We start from the raw sequence: 19,557 nt of genomic DNA on the forward strand, positions 1-19,557 counted from the left end.
GAGCGCTTACTTTCGTTAAGAACCTGTGATGTATAACTGAATGCGCTTTCGTCATTGGAAGGTGCATGTACCTGCATGCGGTACTGACGGCTCCTCCCCCGTTCGGCGTTGTCGCTTCCATGTACCGCACCACCCTGAACCTGCTTGCTGGCGCCATTGCGCTGGGCCTCACCGCCGGCGCTGCCGGCGCCGCTGAATCCGCCGACACCGGCAAGGACAGCACCACCCTCGGCACCGTGCTGGTGACCGGTTCCAACATCAAGCGCAGCGATACCGCCGGGCCCAACCCGGTGCAGATCGTCAGCCGCGAACAGATCGAGCAGACCGGCCGCTCCACCCTCACCGACGTGCTGCGCAACCTGTCGGCCAATGCCGGCAACAGCTTCGACGAGCAGTACACCGGCAGCTTCGCCGCCGGCTCGGCCTCGATCGGCCTGCGTGGCCTGTCGCCGAAGAACACACTGGTGCTGGTCAACGGCTACCGCGTGTCCAACTTCGGCTTCGCGCTCAATACCCAGGACACCTTCGTCGACCTCAACGCGCTGCCGATCAGCGCGGTGGAACGCATCGAAGTGCTGAAGGACGGCGCCTCGGCGGTGTATGGCTCCGACGCCATCGCCGGTGTCATCAACATCATCCTGCGCAAGAACTTCCAGGGCGTGGAAGTGGGCGGCGGCTTCGGTACCGCCACACAGGGCGGCCTGGACGAACGCAAGGCCAACCTGCTGGCCGGCTTCGGCGACCTGGAGCAGCAGGGCTGGAACGTGCTGTTCGGGCTGGACCTGCTCAAGCGTGATCGCCTCGACGCCGACCAGCGCGCCTATACCCGCAGCGGCGATTTCCGCGACAAGCCCGGCGGACGCCTGGCCGGCTGGTCCACCGCCGGTGGCAATTGGCTGTCCAACCCGCGCGCGCCGCAACCGTTCGCCAACTGCCCGGATGGCAGTCAGCTGCGTCCCTACAGCGATTTCGGCAGCACCCTGCCCGGCCAGGCCTGCGCCTTCAACGCGCAGCCGTTCAAGACCCTGCAGCCCGGCGCCGAGCGCCTGCAGGCGTCGTTGAGCGCGACCTACCGCTTCAACGACAGCGTCGAAGCCTTCGCCGACGTGCTGTACAGCCACAACAAGGCCGACCAGATCTTCAGTGCGCCGCTGACCGTTGGCCCCGGCCTGCGTGCCTACAACCCGGCTACCGGCACGCTCATCGACGTGCCGGCGGTGCTGCCGGTCGGCCATCCCAACAACCCGGGCAGTACGCCACTGCCGTTCGAGTACACCTTCTTCGATCTCGGCCCGCGCCTGAAGGACAACACGCAGGTGTTCTACCGTGCCCTGGCGGGCGTGCGCGGCAGCGGCGAACGCTGGGACTGGGAAGTGGCGGCACTGACCTCGCAGAGTGCACAGCGCGAGTACGTCGACAACTTCGTCAATCGCTATGCGTTCGAGCAGATCCTGCGCGAGGGCAGCTACAACTTCCTCAACCCGTCCAGCACGCCGGGCGCGCTGGATGCACTGCGCCTGCAGACCAAGCGTCCGGGCTGGTACAAGCTGCACGCGTTGAACGTGAAGGCCTCCACCTCGCTGTGGGAGATGCCCGCCGGTACGGTCGGCTTTGCCTGGGGTGCGGAGTTCCGCAAGGAATCGCTGGACGCGCGCACCAGTGCGCAGGTGCTGTCGGGCACCGAACTGCGTCCGGCCATCAACGTGGTCAATGGCGAGCGCCAGGTCAGCGCCGCCTATGCCGAACTGAGCGTGCCGCTGCACCGCACGTTGGAGCTGCAGGTGGCCGGTCGCGGCGATCACTACGATGACTTCGGCAAGGCGTTCTCGCCGAAGGTGGCGCTGCGCTGGCAGCCGCTGGACAGCCTGCTGCTGCGCGGCTCGTTCTCGCGCGGCTTCCGGGCACCCTCGCTGCCGGAGATCGCGCCGGGCCAGACCGTCAGCTACGGCTCGGTGATCGATCCGCTGGATCCGCTGCAACCGGGCGGCAGCCGTGGCGTGACCAACATCCGCACCGGCAACCCGGATCTGAAGGCGGAGCGCTCGCGCAACTTCAACGTGGGTGCAGTGTGGTCGCCGGATGGTGATACCAGCATCGGCCTGGACTGGTACCGCATCGAGCAGGACAACCTGGTCAAGCCGGACAGCGCGCAGTTCATCGTCGACAACCCGACGCTGTTCCCCGGTCGCGTGCAACGTGATGCGCAGGGACGCATCCAGTTCATCACCAACCAGTACGCCAACCAGGGCGAACTGACCACCTCGGGCCTGGACCTGGACGCCAACCGCACCTTCCGCACCGTGGGCTGGGGCAACTTCACCGTGGCCGGCAGCTGGACCCACCTGCTCAGCTTCAAGCAGCCGTTGGTGGCTGGGCAGGCACCGTATGACGGCGCCGGCAACAACCGCCACGGCGCGCTGCCGCGTACCCGCGGCACCACCTCGTTGAACTGGGCGGTGGGCGACTGGAGCAGTACGCTGAGCCTGCAGTACGTGAGTGGCTACGACCAGCGTGTGGCGACGGCAACCAGCAACCCGGGCCTGCGCGACCGCATCAAGCCGTATCACCAGCTGGACCTGTACGTAGCGTACGAAGGTATTCCCAACACCACGCTGTCGCTGTCGGTGCTGAACCTGACCGACAAGGACCCGCCGTTCGACCCCGCCGGTGGCTCCAACGGTTTCGACATCAGCCAGTACAACCTGCGCGGACAGTTCGTCTCGCTGGGCGCTCGTTACAGGTTCTGATTGCCACTGTAGAGCCGAGCCATGCTCGGCTGCTCTTCCGACACCGAGGAGCCGAGCGCGGGCTCGGCTCTACAGGGGGTGCGGACCAACGGTCCGCCCCCACCGCATCACCGGCTCAGGTGCAGGAACTGCAGGTGCCGTTCGTACTGGCTGATGATGTCGTTGATGATCTGCTTGCGGCTGTAGCCCACCAGGTCGTAGTCCTGGCTGCCTTCGAACAGGTGCACCTCGGCGCGGTAGTAGCGCTGGTTGCGCAGCTGCTGTGCGGCGAACGACGGGGTCAGGTAACCGCTCAGAATCACCCGGTACAGGAAGTCCTGCTGCTCGCCATGGTTGACCGTCAACTCCATGTCGCCCGCCTCGAAGCGCGTGGCCACGTCCCAGCCCTGCCCGCGCAGCTGCTCGGCCACCGCTTCCATCGCCGGCTTCACCGTGTCATCCATGAAGCGGTAGACCTGGTCGCGCACCGGGAAATGCATCGCCTGGCTCAGGCGCTGGCGCCAGCCCTGGTGGTGGCGATCGTCGCCGATCAGCGGCGATGGCCGGTACTGCAGCGCGCGCTTGCGGTGCGATTCGTCACTGAAGGCGCGGGTCAGCCCCCACATCATCAACAACAGGATCGCCGAGAACGGCAACGACGCCAACACCACCGCCGATTTCAGTGCGTCGATACTGCCGGCCAGCAACAGGCCCGCGGTCAGCACCGCGATCACCGTGCCCCAGAACACCCGCAGCCAACGCGGACCATCATCCTCGGGTGCGCCGCCATGCGAGGACAGCGTGGACAACACCACCGCCCCCGAGTCGGCCGAGGTCACGAAGAAGATGAAGCTGACCAGCACTGTCACCGTGATCACCGCGCGGCTCCAGGGGTAGCCGTCCAGCAGCGCATACAGCACGGTCGGTGGATCATCCACCGCCAGCTGCGCCAACTGTTGCTGGCCGTGGTGCAGCACCTGGTCCAGCGCGCTGTTGCCGAAGATCGACAGCCAGGCCAGGGTGAAGCCCAGCGGAATCAGCAGCACGCCGAACACGAATTCGCGGATGGTGCGGCCGCGCGAGATGCGCGCGATGAACAGCCCGACAAAGGGCGCCCAGCCGATCCACCAGGCCCAGTAGAACACCGTCCAGCCGCCCAGCCATTCCGGTCGGCCGCCGTAGGCATACACATCGAAACTCTTGCCGACCACGCTACCGAGGTAGTCGCCCAGGTTCTGCATCAAGGTGCTGAACAGGTACTGCGTCGGCCCGGCAAACAGCATGAACAGCACCAGCGCGATCGCCAGCAGCATGTTGATGTTGGCCATCCAGCGCACGCCTTTCTCCACGCCGGAGACGGCCACGGCCACCGCCGCGCCCATCATCGCCACCACCAGCATGATCTGCACCAGGTTGGAATGCGGGATGTTGAACAGGTGCGCCAATCCGGCATTGAGGTGCAGCACGCCGAAGCCCATGTCGGCACCGATGCCGAACACGGTGGCGACGATGCCCAGCGCGTCCACGGTGTAACCGATCGGGCCGTTGATGCGCTTGCCGATCAGCGGGTACAGCGCCGAGCGCAGTGCCAGCGGCAGGTTGTGGCGGTAGGCGAAGTAGGCCATCGCCATCGCCGCCAGCGCGAACACACCCCAGCCATGCAGTCCCCAATGCAGGAACAGCAGCTGCATGGCCTGGCGCGCGCCGGCCTCGCCCGCCGCCGGATCGCCCTGCGGCGGCTGCAGGTAGTGGGTCAGCGGCTCGGAAACGCAGAAGAAGAACAGGGTGATGCTGATGCCTGCAGCGAACAGCATGCCGGCCCAGGAGAGGTAACTGAACTCCGGTTCGTCATGGTCGGCACCGAGCTTGATGCCACCGTATTTGGACAGCGCCACGCCGACCACGAACACCAGGTACAGGGTCATGGCCAGCAGGTAGTACCAGCCGACGTTGAGTGCGGCCCAGTCCTGCGCCTTCAGCAGCAGGCGGCCTGCGCCCAGCGGGAACAGGCTGACGAACAGCGCGAACGCCACGACAACGATCGCCGCGAAGGCGAACACAGGCCGAAGGGTGCGCACCGGGGATTGTTGCGGCTCCAGTACATCCATGGGGCGGCGTTCTCCGGTAGATCAAAGGGTTAGCCGACCGATTGTGGCTGAACCGCAGTGGACAGAGCATGAAGTTGTGGCCAGCGGTCACAGGCCCGATCCACCATTCCGTGTTATCACGCGCGCGCCGGCAGACGCCTGCGAGCACAGCCGCGCGCACTGCCTGCGACGCGGCCACGCGCGTACTGTCCAATTACGACATCACATGCACCGCGCACAGCTTGTTGCCATCCGGGTCGCGCAGGTAGGCCAGGAACAGCTGGCGCCCGGCCATGCTGCGGATGCCGGCCGGGTCTTCGATGGCGGTGCCGCCATGGGCCACGCCGGCGTCCTGCCAGCCACGCACGGCCTCAGCACTGTCGAGGGTGAAGCCGATGGTGCCGCCGTTGGCGTGGCATGCCGGCTGACCGTCGATCGGCGCGGTGACGATGAACATACGGCCATCCTTGAAATACACCAGACGGCCCTTGTCATCGAAGACGCCCGGACGTGCGCCCAACGCACCGAACAGTGCATCGTAGAAGCGATGCGCGGCGTCCATGTCGTTCGTTCCAACGGTGATGTGGCTGAACATGCGGGCACTCCCTGTGGAAAACCGCAGTGTCGGCGAGCACGTCGGGCATCGCAAATCCGGCGACCTCCCCCGCTGCGCCCCGCGCAACGTTTGTCGCGCGCCGCTCGATCACCCTATAATGGGAATCATTCTCATTAATGATCGATGCCGATGGCCGTGCCCGCCGCCTCCAGCACTGCGCTGGCGGGGTTCTACCGCGAACACCATGGCTGGCTGCTCGGCTGGTTGCGCCGCCGCACGCACAACGCCGACTGCGCCGCCGACCTGACCCAGGACACCTTCCTGCGCCTGCTCAGCCGTCGTGTCGATCCATCAGAACTGCGCTTGCCGCGCGCCTATCTCAGCACCATCGCGCACGCCCTGCTGGTCAACCACTGGCAGCGCGCGGACCTGGAACGCGCCTACCTGACCGCGCTGGCCACCCAACCGGAGCCGGTGCATCCCTCGGCAGAGGAGCGCACCCAGGCATTGCAGTTGCTGCATGCCATTGCCGACATGCTGTCCGGCCTCGCCGAGCGGCCACGGCGCGCGTTCCTGCTGGCGCGGCTGTCCGGCCTTGGCTATGCAGAGATCGGCGTGCAGCTGGGCGTGTCCGAGCGCATGGTCAAGAAGTACATGGCGCAGGCGATGCTGCATTGCCTGCGCCTGTCCGGCGACGCGGCGGCATGAGCGCGGCATTGGCCGGCCCGGCGCTGGAACAGGCTGCCGAATGGTTCGCGCTGCGCCAACAGGGCTGGAGCGACGGCGACCAGCAACGCTGGCACGCCTGGCTGCAGGCCGATGCTGGTCACGCCGACGCCTGGCGACGGGTCGAGGCGGTCTGGCAATCGTTCGCCCCGCTGTCGGCTCCGGCAGCCGCAACTGCATTTGATGCTGCGCGCCTTCGCCGGCGGCGGGCGCTGCGCGGCATCGGTGGCGCCCTCGGCATCGGCGCGGTCTCCCTGCTCGGCCTGCATGGGCTTCAGGCGCAGCGCCGCCTGCAGACGCAGCGCACCGCTGCCGGGCGTACCGGTCATTGGACGTTGGCCGATGGCAGCCAGTTGTGGCTCAACGCCGGCAGCGAAGTGACCGTCGACATCGGCAACGGCCACCGCGCCCTGCATCTGCTGCGCGGCGAACTGCTGCTGCAGACCGGCCACCACCCTGCATTCGTCGGCCTGCCCCTGACCGTGCATGTGCCCGGGGCGCGCCTGCAGCCGATCGGCACCCGCTTCGCGGTCGGCCGCGAAGCGCAGGACGGCCGGTTGGACGTGTTCGAGGGTGTGGTGCGGTGCCTGCCGATGTTCGGTGCGGCGCTGGATGTTCCTGCGGGAAGTGCGCTGCAGATCGGAGCGATGGGGGGGCTCACAACGGTCGCTGCCGATCCTCTGCGCGGCGACTGGCAGGACGGACGCCTGCAGGTGCAGGACACGCCGTTGATCCGGGTGATCGACGAACTGGCCCGTCACCATCAGGGCTATCTGGGCTGTGATCCTGCACTGTCCGCATTGAATGTCACCGCAGTATTGCCGCGCCTGGACAGCCTGCAGGCCCTGAAACTGCTGGCGCGCGCCCTGCCGATCCACATCGAGCAGCGTTGGCCGTGGTGGACCGTTGTGCGTCCGCGTTGAAATCGCGGTTCCCTTTCTGCGCGCTCGGCGGGCACTACAAGGGAACCCATTGCGGATGTTGCCGCCCCCATGAAACGACCCTGCCCTTCCCCTCGCCCGCTTGCCATCGCACTGTGCCTGGCCCTGGCCACGCCGTGCCTGTTGCCGGCGGCCGCCCACGCACAGGATGCCGCCGCTGCCGTTCGCTGGCAGATCCCGGCCGGACCGCTCGACCAGGCCTTGACCACGTTCGGCCAGCAGTCCGGCCTGTCCATCGCCACCGATGCGCGCCTGACCCGCGGCCGCCACAGCAGCGGCGTGCAGGCCTCGCTCAACACCGAGGCCGCGCTGGCGCAGCTGCTGGCCGGCACCGGCCTGTCGTTCCAGCGTGATGCCAGCGGCGTGGTGCTGCAGGCCGCCCCCGCCACCGATGCTGGTGTGCGCCAGATCGGCACCCTGCGCGTAGCCGGCCAGGCCAGCGAAGGTGCTTCGCCGTGGGGCTTGGCCGATGCCGATGCCGTATACCGCGACAGCGGCTCGCGCGTGCATCTGGACCACCAGCAGCTGGAACGCTTCCGCGGCCAGTCGATCGGCGATGTGCTGGCCGGCGCAGTCGGCGTGCACACCGGAGACGTACGCAATGGTGGTGCGCTGGACGTGAACATCCGCGGCCTGCAGGGCCAGAACCGGGTGCCGGTGATCATCGACGGCGGCCAGCAGGCCATCGACGTGTACCGCGGCTATGCCGGTGTGCAGCAGCGCAGCTACCTCGACCCGGACCTGATCAGCGCGATCAGCATCGAGAAGGGGCCGAGCCTGGCCGCCAACGCCGCCAGCGCGATCGGCGGCGTGGTCTACATGGAGACGCTGAACGTCGATGACATCCTCGACGAGGGCGAGGCCTGGGGACTGCGCGTGCGCGGTGGCGTGGCCGACAACAGCATCGACCGCACCCGCACCTTCAAGCAGATCGCGCGCGGCAGCGACAACCGCAACAGCCTGCGTGACCCGCGCGACTGGAACGGCAGCGTGGCCTTCGCCCAGCGCGGCGAGGACTGGCAGCTGGTGGCCGCTTACGCGCGTCGCCGCCAGGGCAACTACTTCGCCGGCAGCAACGGCGCGCACCGCTACGACGACCAGCACCTGTCCAGCGGCGGTACCGGCATGTCCAGCCAGGCGGTCTCGGACATGTACCACTCGGGTGATGAAGTGCTGAACACGCACACCGACAACGAATCGGCGCTGCTGAAATTCACCTGGACGCCCAATCCCGACCAGCGGCTTGAGCTGAGCCACCGCTACTTCAACTCCAGCTTCGGCGAGATCATGCCCTCGGCGATCGGCCGTGTCGGTGAGTCCAACGAATGGGTGACCTACGTGGACAAGGCCAACACCATGTTCCAGTTCGAGCCAGGGAAAATGCGGCTCAACGCCACCTCGCTGCGCCACCGCTACCGGCCCGAGGCACACCCGTGGCTGGACCTGAGCAGCACGCTGTGGTTCACCGCCGCCACCAGCCGCATGTTCAACAGCAACATCGCCAACACGCCGCTGTTCAAGGACGTGCCCAACGACCAGATGCCGGATACGCTGGGGGAAACCTATGGCCCGGGCCTGCAGTCGGACGTGAAGACCCGGCGCTGGGGCGTGGACAGCAGCAACACCACCCGCTTCAGCAACAGCCTGGGCGACTGGACGCTGCGCTACGGCGCTGCGTTCCAGCATGAGGACACCGCACCGAACTCGCCGGTGCTGCCTGTGGACTACAACAACAACCGCTACCTGCGCTCCGGCACGCGGCGCGAAGCCAGCGTTGTCGCCTCGCTGCAATGGCAGCCGTGGGACTGGCTGTCGCTGACCGCAGGCGGCCGCTTCATCGACTACCGCACCCGCGACCGCAACCGCGTGGCCTTCGTCAGCGAATCGCGCGACCTGCGCTATACCTTCGCGCGCCTGAGCAAGGGGGGCCAGCTGCTGCCGGGCTGGTACAAGGAGTGGTACCCGGATGCACAGGGCAACTACACGTATGACTCGCTACGCGCTACGCCCTACGGCGGCAGCACGCTAGGCCAGAGCTACGACTTCGATGGCTTCATTCCCGACCCGCGCGGCGCCAACGGTTTCTACACCAGGCAGATTCCCACCGCATGGGGCTACAAGCCGGCGATCCGCCGTTCCGGCCACGGCTTCGCGCCGTACGCAGAGGCCCGCTTCAACCTCGATCAGGACATGTTCTTCTACGTGAAGTACGCGCAGGGCTGGAAGATGCCCAGTCTGTTCGAATCGACGCTGGGCAACAGCACCTCGGCACCGGTGGCCGACCTGAAGCCGGAGAAGAACCGTTCCTGGGACATCGGCTTCAGCCTGCTCAAGCAGGACCTGTGGCGCGATGGCGACCGCCTGGCGTTCAAGGTGGCCTGGTTCAAGAACGATATCGACAACGCGATCACCCGTCGCTTCGACTCCAGCAACTGGGCGTTCTATGTCGACAACGTGGACAACTACACGGTATCCGGCTACGAGCTGCAGTCCGGCTATGACGCCGGCATCGCCTACCTGGACCTGTCGGCCAGCTACTACCAGCGCGCGCGCACCTGCGACGCGGCCACCGCCAAGCGCCTGCGCGAAGACCCCTATGCGAAGTGGAGCAAGCTGGACACCACGCCGGATTGCGTGGATGGCGGCTTCGGTACCTCGTTTGTCAACGCACAGAATCCGCCGAAGTACTCGATCCACAGCACGCTGGGCTTCCGCCTGTTCGACAAGCGGCTGGATACCGGCATCCGCCGCACCTACAACAGCGGCCCCACCCACGAACTGGACAAGCCCTGGAATACCACCGGCTCGACCGGGTTGCAGAACATCTACCTGCCCACCGCGATCTACGACTTCTATGCGCGCTGGCAGTTCACCCCGAAGGCCGAAGTGGAACTGGTGGTCAGCAACCTGCGCAACACCTACTACATGGACACGCTGGCGATGAGCCTGATGCCCGGCCCGGGCCGTACCACGCGATTGAACTTCACCGCACGCTTCTGACCGCTGCAGAAACCGCAACGCCCCGGGGAGATCATCCCCGGGGCGTCTGCATGCGGCGGCTCACGCTCTGACAGGTACCAACCCGGGTTGGCACAGCAACTCAGCACGGGTAGGTGCCAACCAGCAACTCAGCACGCGTAGGTGCCAACCTTGGTTGGCACAACAACGCGTTACTTCGCGGTGCTGAGCAGCAGCACCGCGACAGTGACCAGCGCGATGCCGATCCAGCCGATCGGGCGCAGGCGGTTGCCGAACAGCAGGCGGCCGCAAGTGGCGGTACCGATCACGCCGATTGCACCCCACATCGCATAGGCGGTGGCCAGGTCCATGTAGCGCACCGCCTGGCCCAGCAGGGCGAAGGCGATCCAGACCATGACGACCGCGCCGACGCCCCAGCGCCAGCGGCGAAAGCCCTCCGATTTGGCCACCATCATGTTGGCGGCAACGTCGATCAGCGCAGAACAGATCACGAAAAACAGAGCCAGGGTATTCATCAGTGCGCCTCCCCGAGGGTGACACAGACGATGCCGACCACCGCCAGCACGAGGCCGGCCAACTGCTGCAGCGACAGGCTCTCGCCAAACACGGTGAGGCCGACCACGGTCAGCAGGGTCAGGCCCAGGCCTTCCCACACCGCATAGGCGACACCGACCGCGATGCGGCGCACCGACAGGGCCAGGAAGTAATAGGACAGCGCCAACGCGCCGGCCATGATCAGGTAGCCGGTCCAGCCGCCGTCGCGGGCGGCATGGGCCATGAACGAGGTGCCGACCACTTCGGCAACGATCGCCACGGTCAGGCAGGCCCAGGCGACCAGCGCGCCACGGGCGGGAACAGTACGGGACATGTGAAACTCCTTGCGGGACGGGGACCGCGCCGCCTTTTCAATAGATCCACGCAGTGCGTGGAGGGTCCGGAGCACGCCGCAGACAGGGGCGACGGCTGACAGTATCATCGCCTTTTACGGTGGTATCAAAATGGATTCCATCGACAGGAGCGATGGATCAATGCCCTATTCCCCTGAATCCCTGCAGGCCTTCGTGGAAGCCGCGGCGCTGGGCTCGTTCTCGGCGGCGGCGCGCCGCCTGCGCAAGACCCAATCGACGGTCAGCACCGCCATCGCCCACCTGGAGGCAGACCTCGGCGTCAGCCTGTTCGACCGCAGCGGACGCTACCCGCAGTTGACCGAAGCCGGGCGCCAGGTGCTCGGTCATGCCCAGGAAATTCTCGCCGCCGATACCCGCCTGCAGCAGTTGAGCGTGCGGCTGGCCGCCCCGGTCGAAGCGCGGCTGACCGTGGTGTTCTCCGACGTCTATCAGCTCGATCCGGAGCAGCGCGTGTTGCAGCGCTTTGCCGAAGCGTTCCCCGAGATCGAACTGGAATGGCTGGATGCCGAAGGCGAAGACGTGCTGGAGCTGGTCGGCAGCGGCCGCGCCGCGCTGGGCCTGCTGCCGCGACAGGAAAACTACCCGGATGGGCTGATAGCACGGCCGTTGGCCCATCACAGCGAACTGTCAGTGTATGTAGCGTGCGGCCATCCGCTGGCCGACGCCGGCCGTCGCGCGGCTGCCCAGCTGGCACGGCACCGGCAGGTGCGCCTGAGCGCGGAGGTCGACCATGCGCGCGCGGCTACCGGCCTGGCGTGGACCGCCACTGACTATCTGATGGTGATGGAGATGGCCGAGGACGGCATCGGCTGGGCCGAGCTGCCACGGGCGCTGGTACAGCGCTACGACCGCGGGCAGCTGGTGGAACTGGTGCTGCCCGGCTGGCCACGACGCATCCACAGTGACCTGCTGTGGCGCCGCGACACGCCGCCGGGGCCAGCGGCGCTGTGGTGGGCCGACGCGTTGGGGTGAACCGAAAAAGGGGACGGAGGGGATCAAGTCGTTTGTGCCGCAAACGACTTGATCCCCTCCGTCCCCTTTTTCATCAACGATGGGCGAGCGCGTAATCCAGCGACGCGCACACCGCTGCCACCTGGGCGTCGTTGCACTGCTGCGGGGTCGCCCGCGGGCTGTCCGGGTAGACCTCGGTGGTGGTGGTGTACTTCGCCCCGGTGATACCGGCGCACAGGCCCAGCTTCACCAGCGGGTACTCGATCACGCCAAGCGCAACCACCGGCGAACCGATGATTTCGCCCTTGTCGTCGGCTGGTGCGATATGGGTCACCTTCTCCACTTCGGCAACCACGGCCTGCTGGAACGCCGGCTGCGGATTCTCGCTGTCGTCCACCAGGTAGAAACCATCGGGAATCAGGCCCGGTTCGAACGGCTTGCCGTCACGCGCGGCCAGCGCCGGGCGGAACTCGCTCTCGTCGCTGTCGGTGGTCTCGTGCAGGTCGATGTGCAGCACGAAATGGTCCTTGATCGGTGCGATCAGCTCCATCAGCGCGGTCGACTCGCGGGCCGGGCCATCGGCGCGGAAGTTACGGTTCGGATCGATCGCATCGAAGTTCCAGCGGTTGATGCGCTCGAAACCCCACGGGTTCACGCACGGCGCCACCAGCAGGTTGACCTTGCCGGCATAGTCGGCGGCGTGCTTCTCGAGGAACTCCAGCGCGCCCATCACGCCGCTGGTTTCGTAGCCGTGCACGCCACCGGTCACCAGGGCAGCCGGCAGCGCTGGGTTCCAATCGCGGCTGCGCAGGGCGAACAGAGTGTAGGTCTCGCCAGCGTAGTCGAGCTGGCCATAGGCCACCTTGTCGAAGCGCGAGGCCAGCGCCTCGATGCGGGGCAGCACCTCCTCGTCATAGCGACGCAGGCGCTGCTGGCGGCCACGCCACACCTCCCGTTCCGCCGCTCCCCACGGCTGGCCAGGGGTTCCGACGGGGTAGAAAGCGGCTTGGGACATGGCAGATCTCAGCGAGTCAGGAAGCAATCGCTCACTGTATCACCGGGGCATCGGCATGAACCGAAGGCGCATTCCAATAGCGAATGGAATCAGCAATAATTCTCATTTACGACCTTCCACAGCCTGCACCGATGCCCATCCTCGCCCTGCAACCGGCCCGCCTGCCCCTGGCTGCCGCCCTCGCCCTGTGCCTGCTCCCGACCACCCGTGCCTTCGCCCAGGACGGCGCCACCACGCTGGACAGCATCCAGGTCTCCGGCAGCTGGCTGGGTACCGGCCTGCATGACAGCGTCAAGCGCTTTGCCGGCGCGCGCACCGTGGTCGACCGCCAGCGCATCGAGGCCAGCGGCGCGGCCAGCCTCGGCGATGCCATGCGCCGTATTCCGGGTGTGCAGGTCACCGACAACTCCGGCACCGCTGGCAGTTCGGTGTCGCTGAACATCGGCGTGCGCGGCCTCACCGGGCGCTACTCGCCGCGCTCGACCGTACTGTTGGACGGCGTGCCGCTGGCGGTGGCGCCGTATGGCCAGCCACAGCTGTCGTTCGCGCCGACCAGCCTGTCCAACATCGACTCGATCGACGTGGTGCGCGGCGGCGGCGCGGTGCGCTACGGGCCGCAGAACGTCGGTGGCATCATCAACTTCAGCACCCGCGGCATTCCCACCGAGGCCGGCCTGCACGGCGAAGCCGGCGTGCGCTACACCGCCTACGACCATGGCGGCGGCGACAGCGCCCAGTACAACGCCTTCCTCGGCGGCACCGGCGACAACGCCTTGGGCGCCGCCCTGCTCTACTCCGGCCAGGATGGTCGCGGCTGGCGCCAGGGCAGCGATGACCGCTTCAACGATCTCGCGCTGAAGTTCGCCTACGCCATCGACGAACAGCAGGAGCTGCGTGCCAAGCTGTCCTACTACGACGTACGCTCGCTGACGCCGGGCGGCCTGACCCGTGCGCAGTACGAGGCCGATCCGTTCCAGAACACCCGGCCGACCGATTTCTGGAAGGGCCACCGCACCGGCATCGACCTGGGCTACACCAACACGCTGTCGGCCAACAGCGAGTTCGAGGTGCTGGCCTATTACAACGAGAGCACCCGTGCCAGCTCGCTGATCAACGCCGCCAACACCCAGCTGACCGTGCAGCCGCGCGACTACCGCGTGCTCGGCATCGAGCCGCGCTATACCCAGCGCCTGCACTGGGGCAGCGCGGTGCATGACATCACCGCCGGCTACCGCTTCCTGCGCGAGCGCGGCAACGACCGCAGCTACACCGTCGCCCGCCGCACCGGCGCGGCCAGTGCCACCACCCGCTTCGACAACGCCACCGACGCGCACGCCCTCTACATCGACGACCGCATTGCGATCGGCCAGTGGCGGATCACGCCCGGCGTGCGCATGGAATGGATCGACATGGACCGCCGCCAGGCCGGAGGCACGGCGACCTTCAGCAGCCGCAACGACAAGGCCCTGCCCTCGATCAACATCGCCTACCTGCTGACTCCGCAGCTGACCGTGTTCGGCAACTACACCACCTCGTTCGGACCGGTACAGAACATCCAGCTCAATTCGCAGACCGCCAGCAATCCGCTGAACCCGGAAGTGGCCAAGACCACCGAGCTGGGCGCACGCTGGCAGGATGGGGCACTGCGCGCGGAAGTGACCGTGTTCAAGATGCGCTTCGACAACCAGATCCTGCAGGTGCCGGGCATCACCCCGCCCACCTTCCAGAACATTGGTGCCACCGACCACAAGGGTGTGGAGAGCGCACTGGAGTACCACTTCGCCGAGGACGGCGCGCTGGCCGGGCTGGAGCTGTACGCCAACTACACCTGGACCAAGGCGATCCAGCAGTCCGGCGACAACCGTGGCCTGGACGTGCCGTTCTACTCGCGCGACACCGACAGCATCGGCGCCCGCTACGCGCTGGCCGGCTGGACCTTCAACGTCTCCAGCACTCACCAGAGCGGCCAGTTCTCCGACGCCGCCAACACCTGGGCCGAGAGCGCTGACGCGCGCGTGGGACGCGTGCCGGGCGTACGCCTGTGGAATGCCCAGGTGGCCTGGCAGGTGCCGGGGCTGGGTGACAGCGAGATCGCGCTGGGCGTGAACAACCTGGCCGACAAGCGCTGGTACACCCGCAATGTCGATGGCAACGCCGGCCGCATGGTGGCCGCGCCGCGCACCTTCTACGTGCAGGGCCGCTACCGCTTCTGAGCCGGTAGCCGCCCGATGCGGTGACGGTGGCGCTCACGGTGGCGGCGTATCATGCCGCCACCATGTCACTGCCTGTTTCGCCATCGCGCCTGCATCTGGCCTTCCAGGGCCTGCGCCTGCGGCTGCGCGGCAGCGACCTGTGGTTCATCGCGCTGGCGCTGCTGGTTGGCCTGATCGCCGGCTACCTGACCCTGCTGCAGTCGGGCATCGCGCGCTGGCTGCAGGGCACGTTGTATGGGCTGGACGACGGCATGCGGCTGAGCTCCCTGCCCTCGCTGACCTGGACCGCGCTACTGGTGCTGCCACTGGGCGGGCTGCTGGTCGGCCTGGTCAGCCTGGCGGCGACGCGACTGAAACGGCCACTGCTCGATGCGGTGGAAGCCAATGCGCTGCACGGCGGCCGCATGTCGATGCGCGACAACCTGATCGTGCTGACCCAGACCCTGCTGTCCAACGGCTGCGGCGCGTCGGTCGGCCTTGAGGCTTCGTATACGCAGATGGGCGCGGGCAGCGGCTCGCAGCTGGGCAGGGTGATGCGCCTGCGTCGCAACGACGTGCGCATCCTGGTCGGTGCCGGTGCCGCCGGTGCCATCGCCGCTGCGTTTGGTGCGCCGCTGGCCGGTGCGTTCTACGCCTTCGAGATCGTCATCGGCGCCTACACCCCCGCTGCGCTGGCACCGGTGGCCGTCGCAGCGCTGGCCGGCGCGTTCGTGGCCGACCAGGCCGGCATCGAAGCCTATCTACTGCCAGCGGCCTCGACCATCGACGTGCGCGCCGCCGACTACGCGATCTACGGCCTGCTCGGCTGCTGCTGCGCGATGGTCGGCATCGCCATCATGCGGCTGATCGCCTCGATCGAAGGCACGGTCAAGCGCAGCCCCCTGCCCGCGTGGGGACGGCCGGTGGTGGGTGGACTGCTGCTGATTCCACTGGCACTGGCCAGCCCGCAGGTGCTGTCGTCCGGCCACGGCGCCCTGCATCTGGACCTGACCACGCACCTGCCGCTGATCTGGATCGGCGGCCTGTTGACCCTGAAGTGCCTGGCCTCGGGCATCTCGCTCGGCTTCGGCTTCCGTGGCGGCCTGTTCTTCGCCTCGCTGTTCATGGGCACCCTGGTCGGCGCGCTGTTCGCTGGACTGCTGGGCATGGCCACCGGCGTTCCGGTGATCGACGCCACCTCGGCCGCGCTGGCCGGCATGGCCGCACTGGCCGCCGCCGTCGTTGGCGCGCCGATGACCATGGCCATGCTGGTGCTGGAAGGCACGCACGATTTCCTGCTGACCAGCGTGGTGATGAGCGCGGTACTGGTGTCCAGCACGCTGGTGCGGCAGTGGTTCGGCTACTCGTTCTCGACCTGGCGCATGCACCTGCGCGGCGAGACCATCAAGAGCGCCCGCGACGTGGGCTGGGTGCAGAACCTCAACGCCGGCCGGCTGATGCGCAAGGGCGTGGCGACCGCCCCGGCCGATCTCGATGCCGCCGCGTTCCGCCAGCGCTTCCCGCTGGGCTCGGGCACCCGGGTGATCCTGATCAACAGCGAGGGCCACTATGCCGGCATCGTGCAGATTCCACGGGTCTACGGCGATGGCGTGAAGCCGGAAACCCTGATCGGCGAACTGGCCGAGAACCGTGACGTCTCGCTGGCACCGTCCTCCGACGTGGTCAGCGTGATGCAGCGCTTCGACCAGACCCAGGCCGACGAGCTGGCGGTGGTGGCTGCCGACGGCCAGGTATTGGGCGTCGTCTCCGAAGCCTTCGTGCGCAAGCGCTACGCCGAAGAACTGGACAAGCGCCAGCGCGAGCTGATGGGCGAGCGCGTCGACGATACCGACTGATCCCGAAAAAGGGGATTAAGTCGTTTGTGGCCCATCCGGGTATCCACGCATGGCATGGATCTACCGTCACACGACCGGGGTAGACTCCGGCCATGCGCTTTATTGAGACCTTCCAGGCCGGTCCCTTCGCCGACACCGTGGTCAGCCTGCTGGCCGCTTTCGTACTGGGCACGCTGATCGGCGCCGAACGCCAGTACCGGCAGCGCACCGCCGGCCTGCGCACCAACGTGCTGGTGGCCGTCGGCGCCGCTGCCTTCGTCGACCTGGGCATGCGCATCGCCGGCAGCGCCGAGGCGGTGCGGGTGATCTCCTACGTGGTCTCCGGCGTCGGCTTCCTCGGCGCCGGCGTGATCATGAAGGAAGGCATGAACGTGCGCGGCCTGAACACCGCCGCCACCCTGTGGTGCTCTGCGGCGGTGGGCAGCTGCACCGGCGCGGACATGCTGGCCGAAGGCGTGCTGCTGACCGTGCTGATCATCGCCGGAAACACCCTGCTGCGGCCGCTGGTGAATGCGATCAACCGCATTCCGATCAATGAGACCGCCACCGAGGCGACCTACGAAGTGCGCCTGAGCGTGGATGCCGAAGCCGTGCCGCGCGTGCGCGAGCGGTTGGTCGACGCGCTGGAAGCAGCGCAGTATCCGGTCGGTGATGTGCAGGTGGTCGAGCATGCCGATGCACCCACCGATGTGATCGCGGTGCTGGTCAGTACGGCCGTCAGTGCCGATGAGCTGGACGTGGTGCTGGCGCGGATGGAGCACGTGCCGGGCGTTCTGCATGCCACCTGGGAAGTCAGCACCCGCGATTGAGCCGGTTCCGGCAACTCACCCACCCGCCATGCGCTGCTGCGCCCGCAGCAGCTTGCGGAATGAACCGCACTGCCGCGCATCCTGCGCTTCCGGGCAGGCCGCCGCGCGCTGCAGGTGCCGGCGCACCCGCTGCAGCTGGGTGATGTGCCTCTGCAGCACATCAGCCTGCGCCAGCAGCGCCTCACGATCCAGGGAGATACATCCACGCTGCGGCGGCAGCGATGCGCCGATCTGCTGCAGTGACATCCCGGCCGCCTGGCCGAGACCGATCAGCGCCAGCCGTTCCAGCACCTGCTCGTCATACTGCCGGCGCAGGCCACGGCGCCCAAGTGCCTGCAGCAGCCCCAGCTGTTCGTAGTAGCGCAGGGTCGAGGCCGGCACGCCACTGCGCTTGACCACCTCACCGATATCCAGTTCACGCATGGGCTTGACCTCAAGTCGTCTTCAAGCAGCAACCTATGGGCCACTTCCCGACAAGGCAAGGCCATGGCCAGCACTTCCCCCGTTGATCAGAACACCCTCTGGAACGGCCCCGGCGGCCAGATCTGGGTCGCCCAGCAGGCCATCCTCGATGGCCTGTTCCAGCCGATGGCCGACCTGCTGGTCGCCGAGTTGCCAGAAACCGTCACGCAACTGCTCGACATCGGATGCGGCACGGGCGCAAGCCTGCTTGCCGCCGGTGCGGCACGCCCGGCCGCCCATTGCACCGGCCTGGACATCTCCGCACCGATGCTGGCAACGGCGCGCGAACGGGCAGAAACGGCGGGGCTGGACGCTGACTTCATCCTTGCCGACGCGCAACAGCACCCACTGCCCCCCGCGCATTTCGACTGGATCCAGTCGCGGCTGGGCGAGATGTTCTTCGAAGATACCGGTGCGGCCTTCGCCAACCTGCACCGCGCCACGCGGCCCGGTGCCGGCCTGCGTTTCATTGCCTGGCGCAGCGCTGACGAGAATCCATTCATGACCACGGCCGAGCGCGCGATCGGCGATGCGCTTGAGCTTCCGCCGCGCGTACCCGGTGCCCCGGGACAGTTCGCCTTCGCAGATGGCCAACGCGTGCAGCGCCTGTTGCAGGCTGTCGGCTGGAAGGATGTGGAGGTGGTTGCGGTGGACCTTCCGTGTTCGATCGCACGCGATGAGCTGCCGACCTACGTCGGCCAGCTGGGCCCGGTGGGCCAGGCGCTGCGGGCACTGCCCGAAGCGGAGGCCGCCGGGCTGCGCGACCAGGCGCTGGCAGCATTCACACCATTCATCGAGGGCGATCGGGTCCGCGTGGATGCTGCCTGCTGGTTGATCCGTGCACGCGCATGACACAGAAAAGGGGACGGAGGGGATTAAGTCGTCCATGTCCCTGCCGTGCCGGGAACGACTTAATCCCCTCCGTCCCCTTTTTCTTCTACAGTGCCTCGCCGGCGTCGGCCAGGCGCGATTCGATCAGCGCATACCACTGCTGCAACACGTCGATGAGCATGTCCAGTTCGGCGTCGGTGCGCTGTGCGCGACCACTGCGCAGGCAGGCCTGGGCTTCCTGCAGCTGGGCAAGGAAGCCGGCCACGGTGTCTGCCTGCAGGATCAAGCCCGGCAGGCGCCGCCCGGGAATGCGCACCACCGCATGGTTGCCGAGCTGACCGTACACACTCAATGTGGCTTCCGTCTTCATGGAAAGAGGCAGGAATTGGGCGTTCATCGCGTGCACCATGGAAAACCTGAGCCGCCGGCAGGCATGGTCAACGGGGGAGACGTAACCACGTCCTGCCGACGGTCAGGGGGGACTCGGGATACCGGGGCATGACCCCGGTGTTGGACTC

At 67.1% G+C, this 19,557-nt stretch carries 16 protein-coding genes; 9 read left to right on the forward strand and 7 right to left on the reverse strand.

Annotated features, from left to right (window positions below; genetic code table 11):
* Positions 1-65: 65 nt before the first annotated feature.
* A complete protein-coding gene (locus N5D20_RS16670; RefSeq protein ID WP_235651825.1) occupies positions 66-2,747 on the forward strand; it encodes a TonB-dependent receptor in 2,682 nt (893 codons plus the stop codon).
* 107 nt (positions 2,748-2,854) lie between these two features.
* Here the strand turns inward: N5D20_RS16670 and betT are convergent, their stop codons facing one another.
* Positions 2,855-4,834: a choline BCCT transporter BetT gene (gene betT / locus N5D20_RS16675; protein WP_010485181.1), complete on the reverse strand. Its 1,980-nt coding sequence runs from the start codon at positions 4,832-4,834 to the stop codon at positions 2,855-2,857.
* 193 nt (positions 4,835-5,027) lie between these two features.
* Positions 5,028-5,408: a VOC family protein gene (locus N5D20_RS16680; RefSeq protein ID WP_010485179.1), complete on the reverse strand. Its 381-nt coding sequence runs from the start codon at positions 5,406-5,408 to the stop codon at positions 5,028-5,030.
* Between the two features lie 150 nt (positions 5,409-5,558).
* Here N5D20_RS16680 and N5D20_RS16685 point away from each other — a divergent pair, with 150 nt between their 5' ends.
* The 3 genes from N5D20_RS16685 (at position 5,559) to N5D20_RS16695 (ending at position 10,036) form a co-directional block, all read left to right on the forward strand.
* Positions 5,559-6,077: a sigma-70 family RNA polymerase sigma factor gene (locus tag N5D20_RS16685; protein WP_019337855.1), complete on the forward strand. Its 519-nt coding sequence runs from the start codon at positions 5,559-5,561 to the stop codon at positions 6,075-6,077.
* On the forward strand, positions 6,074-7,018 hold the full coding sequence (locus N5D20_RS16690) for a FecR domain-containing protein (RefSeq protein WP_279914803.1): 945 nt from the start codon (positions 6,074-6,076) through the stop codon (positions 7,016-7,018). The genes N5D20_RS16685 and N5D20_RS16690 overlap by 4 nt, the downstream gene beginning before the upstream one ends.
* Positions 7,019-7,087: 69 nt before the next feature.
* Positions 7,088-10,036 (forward strand): TonB-dependent receptor, encoded by a 2,949-nt coding sequence (locus N5D20_RS16695; RefSeq protein WP_279914804.1) that lies wholly within the window; start codon positions 7,088-7,090, stop codon positions 10,034-10,036.
* 170 nt (positions 10,037-10,206) lie between these two features.
* Here the strand turns inward: N5D20_RS16695 and N5D20_RS16700 are convergent, their stop codons facing one another.
* The gene (locus N5D20_RS16700; protein ID WP_049437687.1) at positions 10,207-10,530 is read right to left on the reverse strand and encodes an SMR family transporter; all 324 of its coding nucleotides are present in this window, start codon (positions 10,528-10,530) and stop codon (positions 10,207-10,209) included.
* A complete protein-coding gene (locus N5D20_RS16705; RefSeq protein WP_019659945.1) occupies positions 10,530-10,883 on the reverse strand; it encodes an SMR family transporter in 354 nt (117 codons plus the stop codon). Before N5D20_RS16705 ends, N5D20_RS16700 begins: the two co-directional genes overlap by 1 nt.
* A 160-nt stretch (positions 10,884-11,043) precedes the next feature.
* On the opposite strand from N5D20_RS16705, the gene N5D20_RS16710 reads away from it, so the two are divergent.
* A complete protein-coding gene (locus N5D20_RS16710; protein WP_279914805.1) occupies positions 11,044-11,895 on the forward strand; it encodes a LysR family transcriptional regulator in 852 nt (283 codons plus the stop codon).
* Positions 11,896-11,968: 73 nt separating this feature from the next.
* Here N5D20_RS16710 and N5D20_RS16715 read toward each other — a convergent pair whose 3' ends face one another.
* Complete coding sequence (locus tag N5D20_RS16715) at positions 11,969-12,889, reverse strand: M14 family metallocarboxypeptidase (protein WP_279914806.1); 921 nt, start codon at positions 12,887-12,889, stop codon at positions 11,969-11,971.
* A 131-nt stretch (positions 12,890-13,020) separates the two neighbouring features.
* On the opposite strand from N5D20_RS16715, the gene N5D20_RS16720 reads away from it, so the two are divergent.
* The 3 genes from N5D20_RS16720 to N5D20_RS16730 all read left to right on the forward strand — a co-directional run bounded on the left by N5D20_RS16720 (position 13,021) and on the right by N5D20_RS16730 (position 17,746).
* Entirely contained in the window at positions 13,021-15,102 is a 2,082-nt protein-coding gene (locus N5D20_RS16720) for a TonB-dependent siderophore receptor (protein ID WP_279914807.1), read from the forward strand.
* Positions 15,103-15,164: 62 nt separating this feature from the next.
* Positions 15,165-16,937 (forward strand): chloride channel protein, encoded by a 1,773-nt coding sequence (locus N5D20_RS16725; RefSeq protein ID WP_279914808.1) that lies wholly within the window; start codon positions 15,165-15,167, stop codon positions 16,935-16,937.
* A 92-nt stretch (positions 16,938-17,029) separates the two neighbouring features.
* The gene (locus N5D20_RS16730; protein WP_024957423.1) at positions 17,030-17,746 is read left to right on the forward strand and encodes an MgtC/SapB family protein; all 717 of its coding nucleotides are present in this window, start codon (positions 17,030-17,032) and stop codon (positions 17,744-17,746) included.
* 15 nt (positions 17,747-17,761) lie between these two features.
* On the opposite strand, the gene N5D20_RS16735 is transcribed toward N5D20_RS16730, so the two are convergent.
* The gene (locus N5D20_RS16735; RefSeq protein ID WP_010485157.1) at positions 17,762-18,169 is read right to left on the reverse strand and encodes a MerR family transcriptional regulator; all 408 of its coding nucleotides are present in this window, start codon (positions 18,167-18,169) and stop codon (positions 17,762-17,764) included.
* Positions 18,170-18,232: 63 nt separating this feature from the next.
* On the opposite strand from N5D20_RS16735, the gene N5D20_RS16740 reads away from it, so the two are divergent.
* Complete coding sequence (locus N5D20_RS16740) at positions 18,233-19,060, forward strand: class I SAM-dependent methyltransferase (RefSeq protein ID WP_279914809.1); 828 nt, start codon at positions 18,233-18,235, stop codon at positions 19,058-19,060.
* Positions 19,061-19,145: 85 nt separating this feature from the next.
* Here the strand turns inward: N5D20_RS16740 and N5D20_RS16745 are convergent, their stop codons facing one another.
* Complete coding sequence (locus tag N5D20_RS16745; protein ID WP_014037513.1) at positions 19,146-19,436, reverse strand: hypothetical protein; 291 nt, start codon at positions 19,434-19,436, stop codon at positions 19,146-19,148.
* Between the last annotated feature and the right edge of the window lie 121 nt (positions 19,437-19,557).

This window comes from Stenotrophomonas sp. GD03877 (genome assembly GCF_029840555.1).
Lineage (GTDB): Bacteria > Pseudomonadota > Gammaproteobacteria > Xanthomonadales > Xanthomonadaceae > Stenotrophomonas > Stenotrophomonas geniculata.

Coding starts and splice junctions, on each gene's coding strand:
- N5D20_RS16670 (WP_235651825.1), top strand. CDS start 66: ATGTACCTGCATGCGGTACTGACGGCTCCTCCCCCGTTCGGCGTTGTC.
- betT (WP_010485181.1), bottom strand. CDS start 4,834: ATGGATGTACTGGAGCCGCAACAATCCCCGGTGCGCACCCTTCGGCCT.
- N5D20_RS16680 (WP_010485179.1), bottom strand. CDS start 5,408: ATGTTCAGCCACATCACCGTTGGAACGAACGACATGGACGCCGCGCAT.
- N5D20_RS16685 (WP_019337855.1), top strand. CDS start 5,559: ATGGCCGTGCCCGCCGCCTCCAGCACTGCGCTGGCGGGGTTCTACCGC.
- N5D20_RS16690 (WP_279914803.1), top strand. CDS start 6,074: ATGAGCGCGGCATTGGCCGGCCCGGCGCTGGAACAGGCTGCCGAATGG.
- N5D20_RS16695 (WP_279914804.1), top strand. CDS start 7,088: ATGAAACGACCCTGCCCTTCCCCTCGCCCGCTTGCCATCGCACTGTGC.
- N5D20_RS16700 (WP_049437687.1), bottom strand. CDS start 10,530: ATGAATACCCTGGCTCTGTTTTTCGTGATCTGTTCTGCGCTGATCGAC.
- N5D20_RS16705 (WP_019659945.1), bottom strand. CDS start 10,883: ATGTCCCGTACTGTTCCCGCCCGTGGCGCGCTGGTCGCCTGGGCCTGC.
- N5D20_RS16710 (WP_279914805.1), top strand. CDS start 11,044: ATGCCCTATTCCCCTGAATCCCTGCAGGCCTTCGTGGAAGCCGCGGCG.
- N5D20_RS16715 (WP_279914806.1), bottom strand. CDS start 12,889: ATGTCCCAAGCCGCTTTCTACCCCGTCGGAACCCCTGGCCAGCCGTGG.
- N5D20_RS16720 (WP_279914807.1), top strand. CDS start 13,021: ATGCCCATCCTCGCCCTGCAACCGGCCCGCCTGCCCCTGGCTGCCGCC.
- N5D20_RS16725 (WP_279914808.1), top strand. CDS start 15,165: ATGTCACTGCCTGTTTCGCCATCGCGCCTGCATCTGGCCTTCCAGGGC.
- N5D20_RS16730 (WP_024957423.1), top strand. CDS start 17,030: ATGCGCTTTATTGAGACCTTCCAGGCCGGTCCCTTCGCCGACACCGTG.
- N5D20_RS16735 (WP_010485157.1), bottom strand. CDS start 18,169: ATGCGTGAACTGGATATCGGTGAGGTGGTCAAGCGCAGTGGCGTGCCG.
- N5D20_RS16740 (WP_279914809.1), top strand. CDS start 18,233: ATGGCCAGCACTTCCCCCGTTGATCAGAACACCCTCTGGAACGGCCCC.
- N5D20_RS16745 (WP_014037513.1), bottom strand. CDS start 19,436: ATGAACGCCCAATTCCTGCCTCTTTCCATGAAGACGGAAGCCACATTG.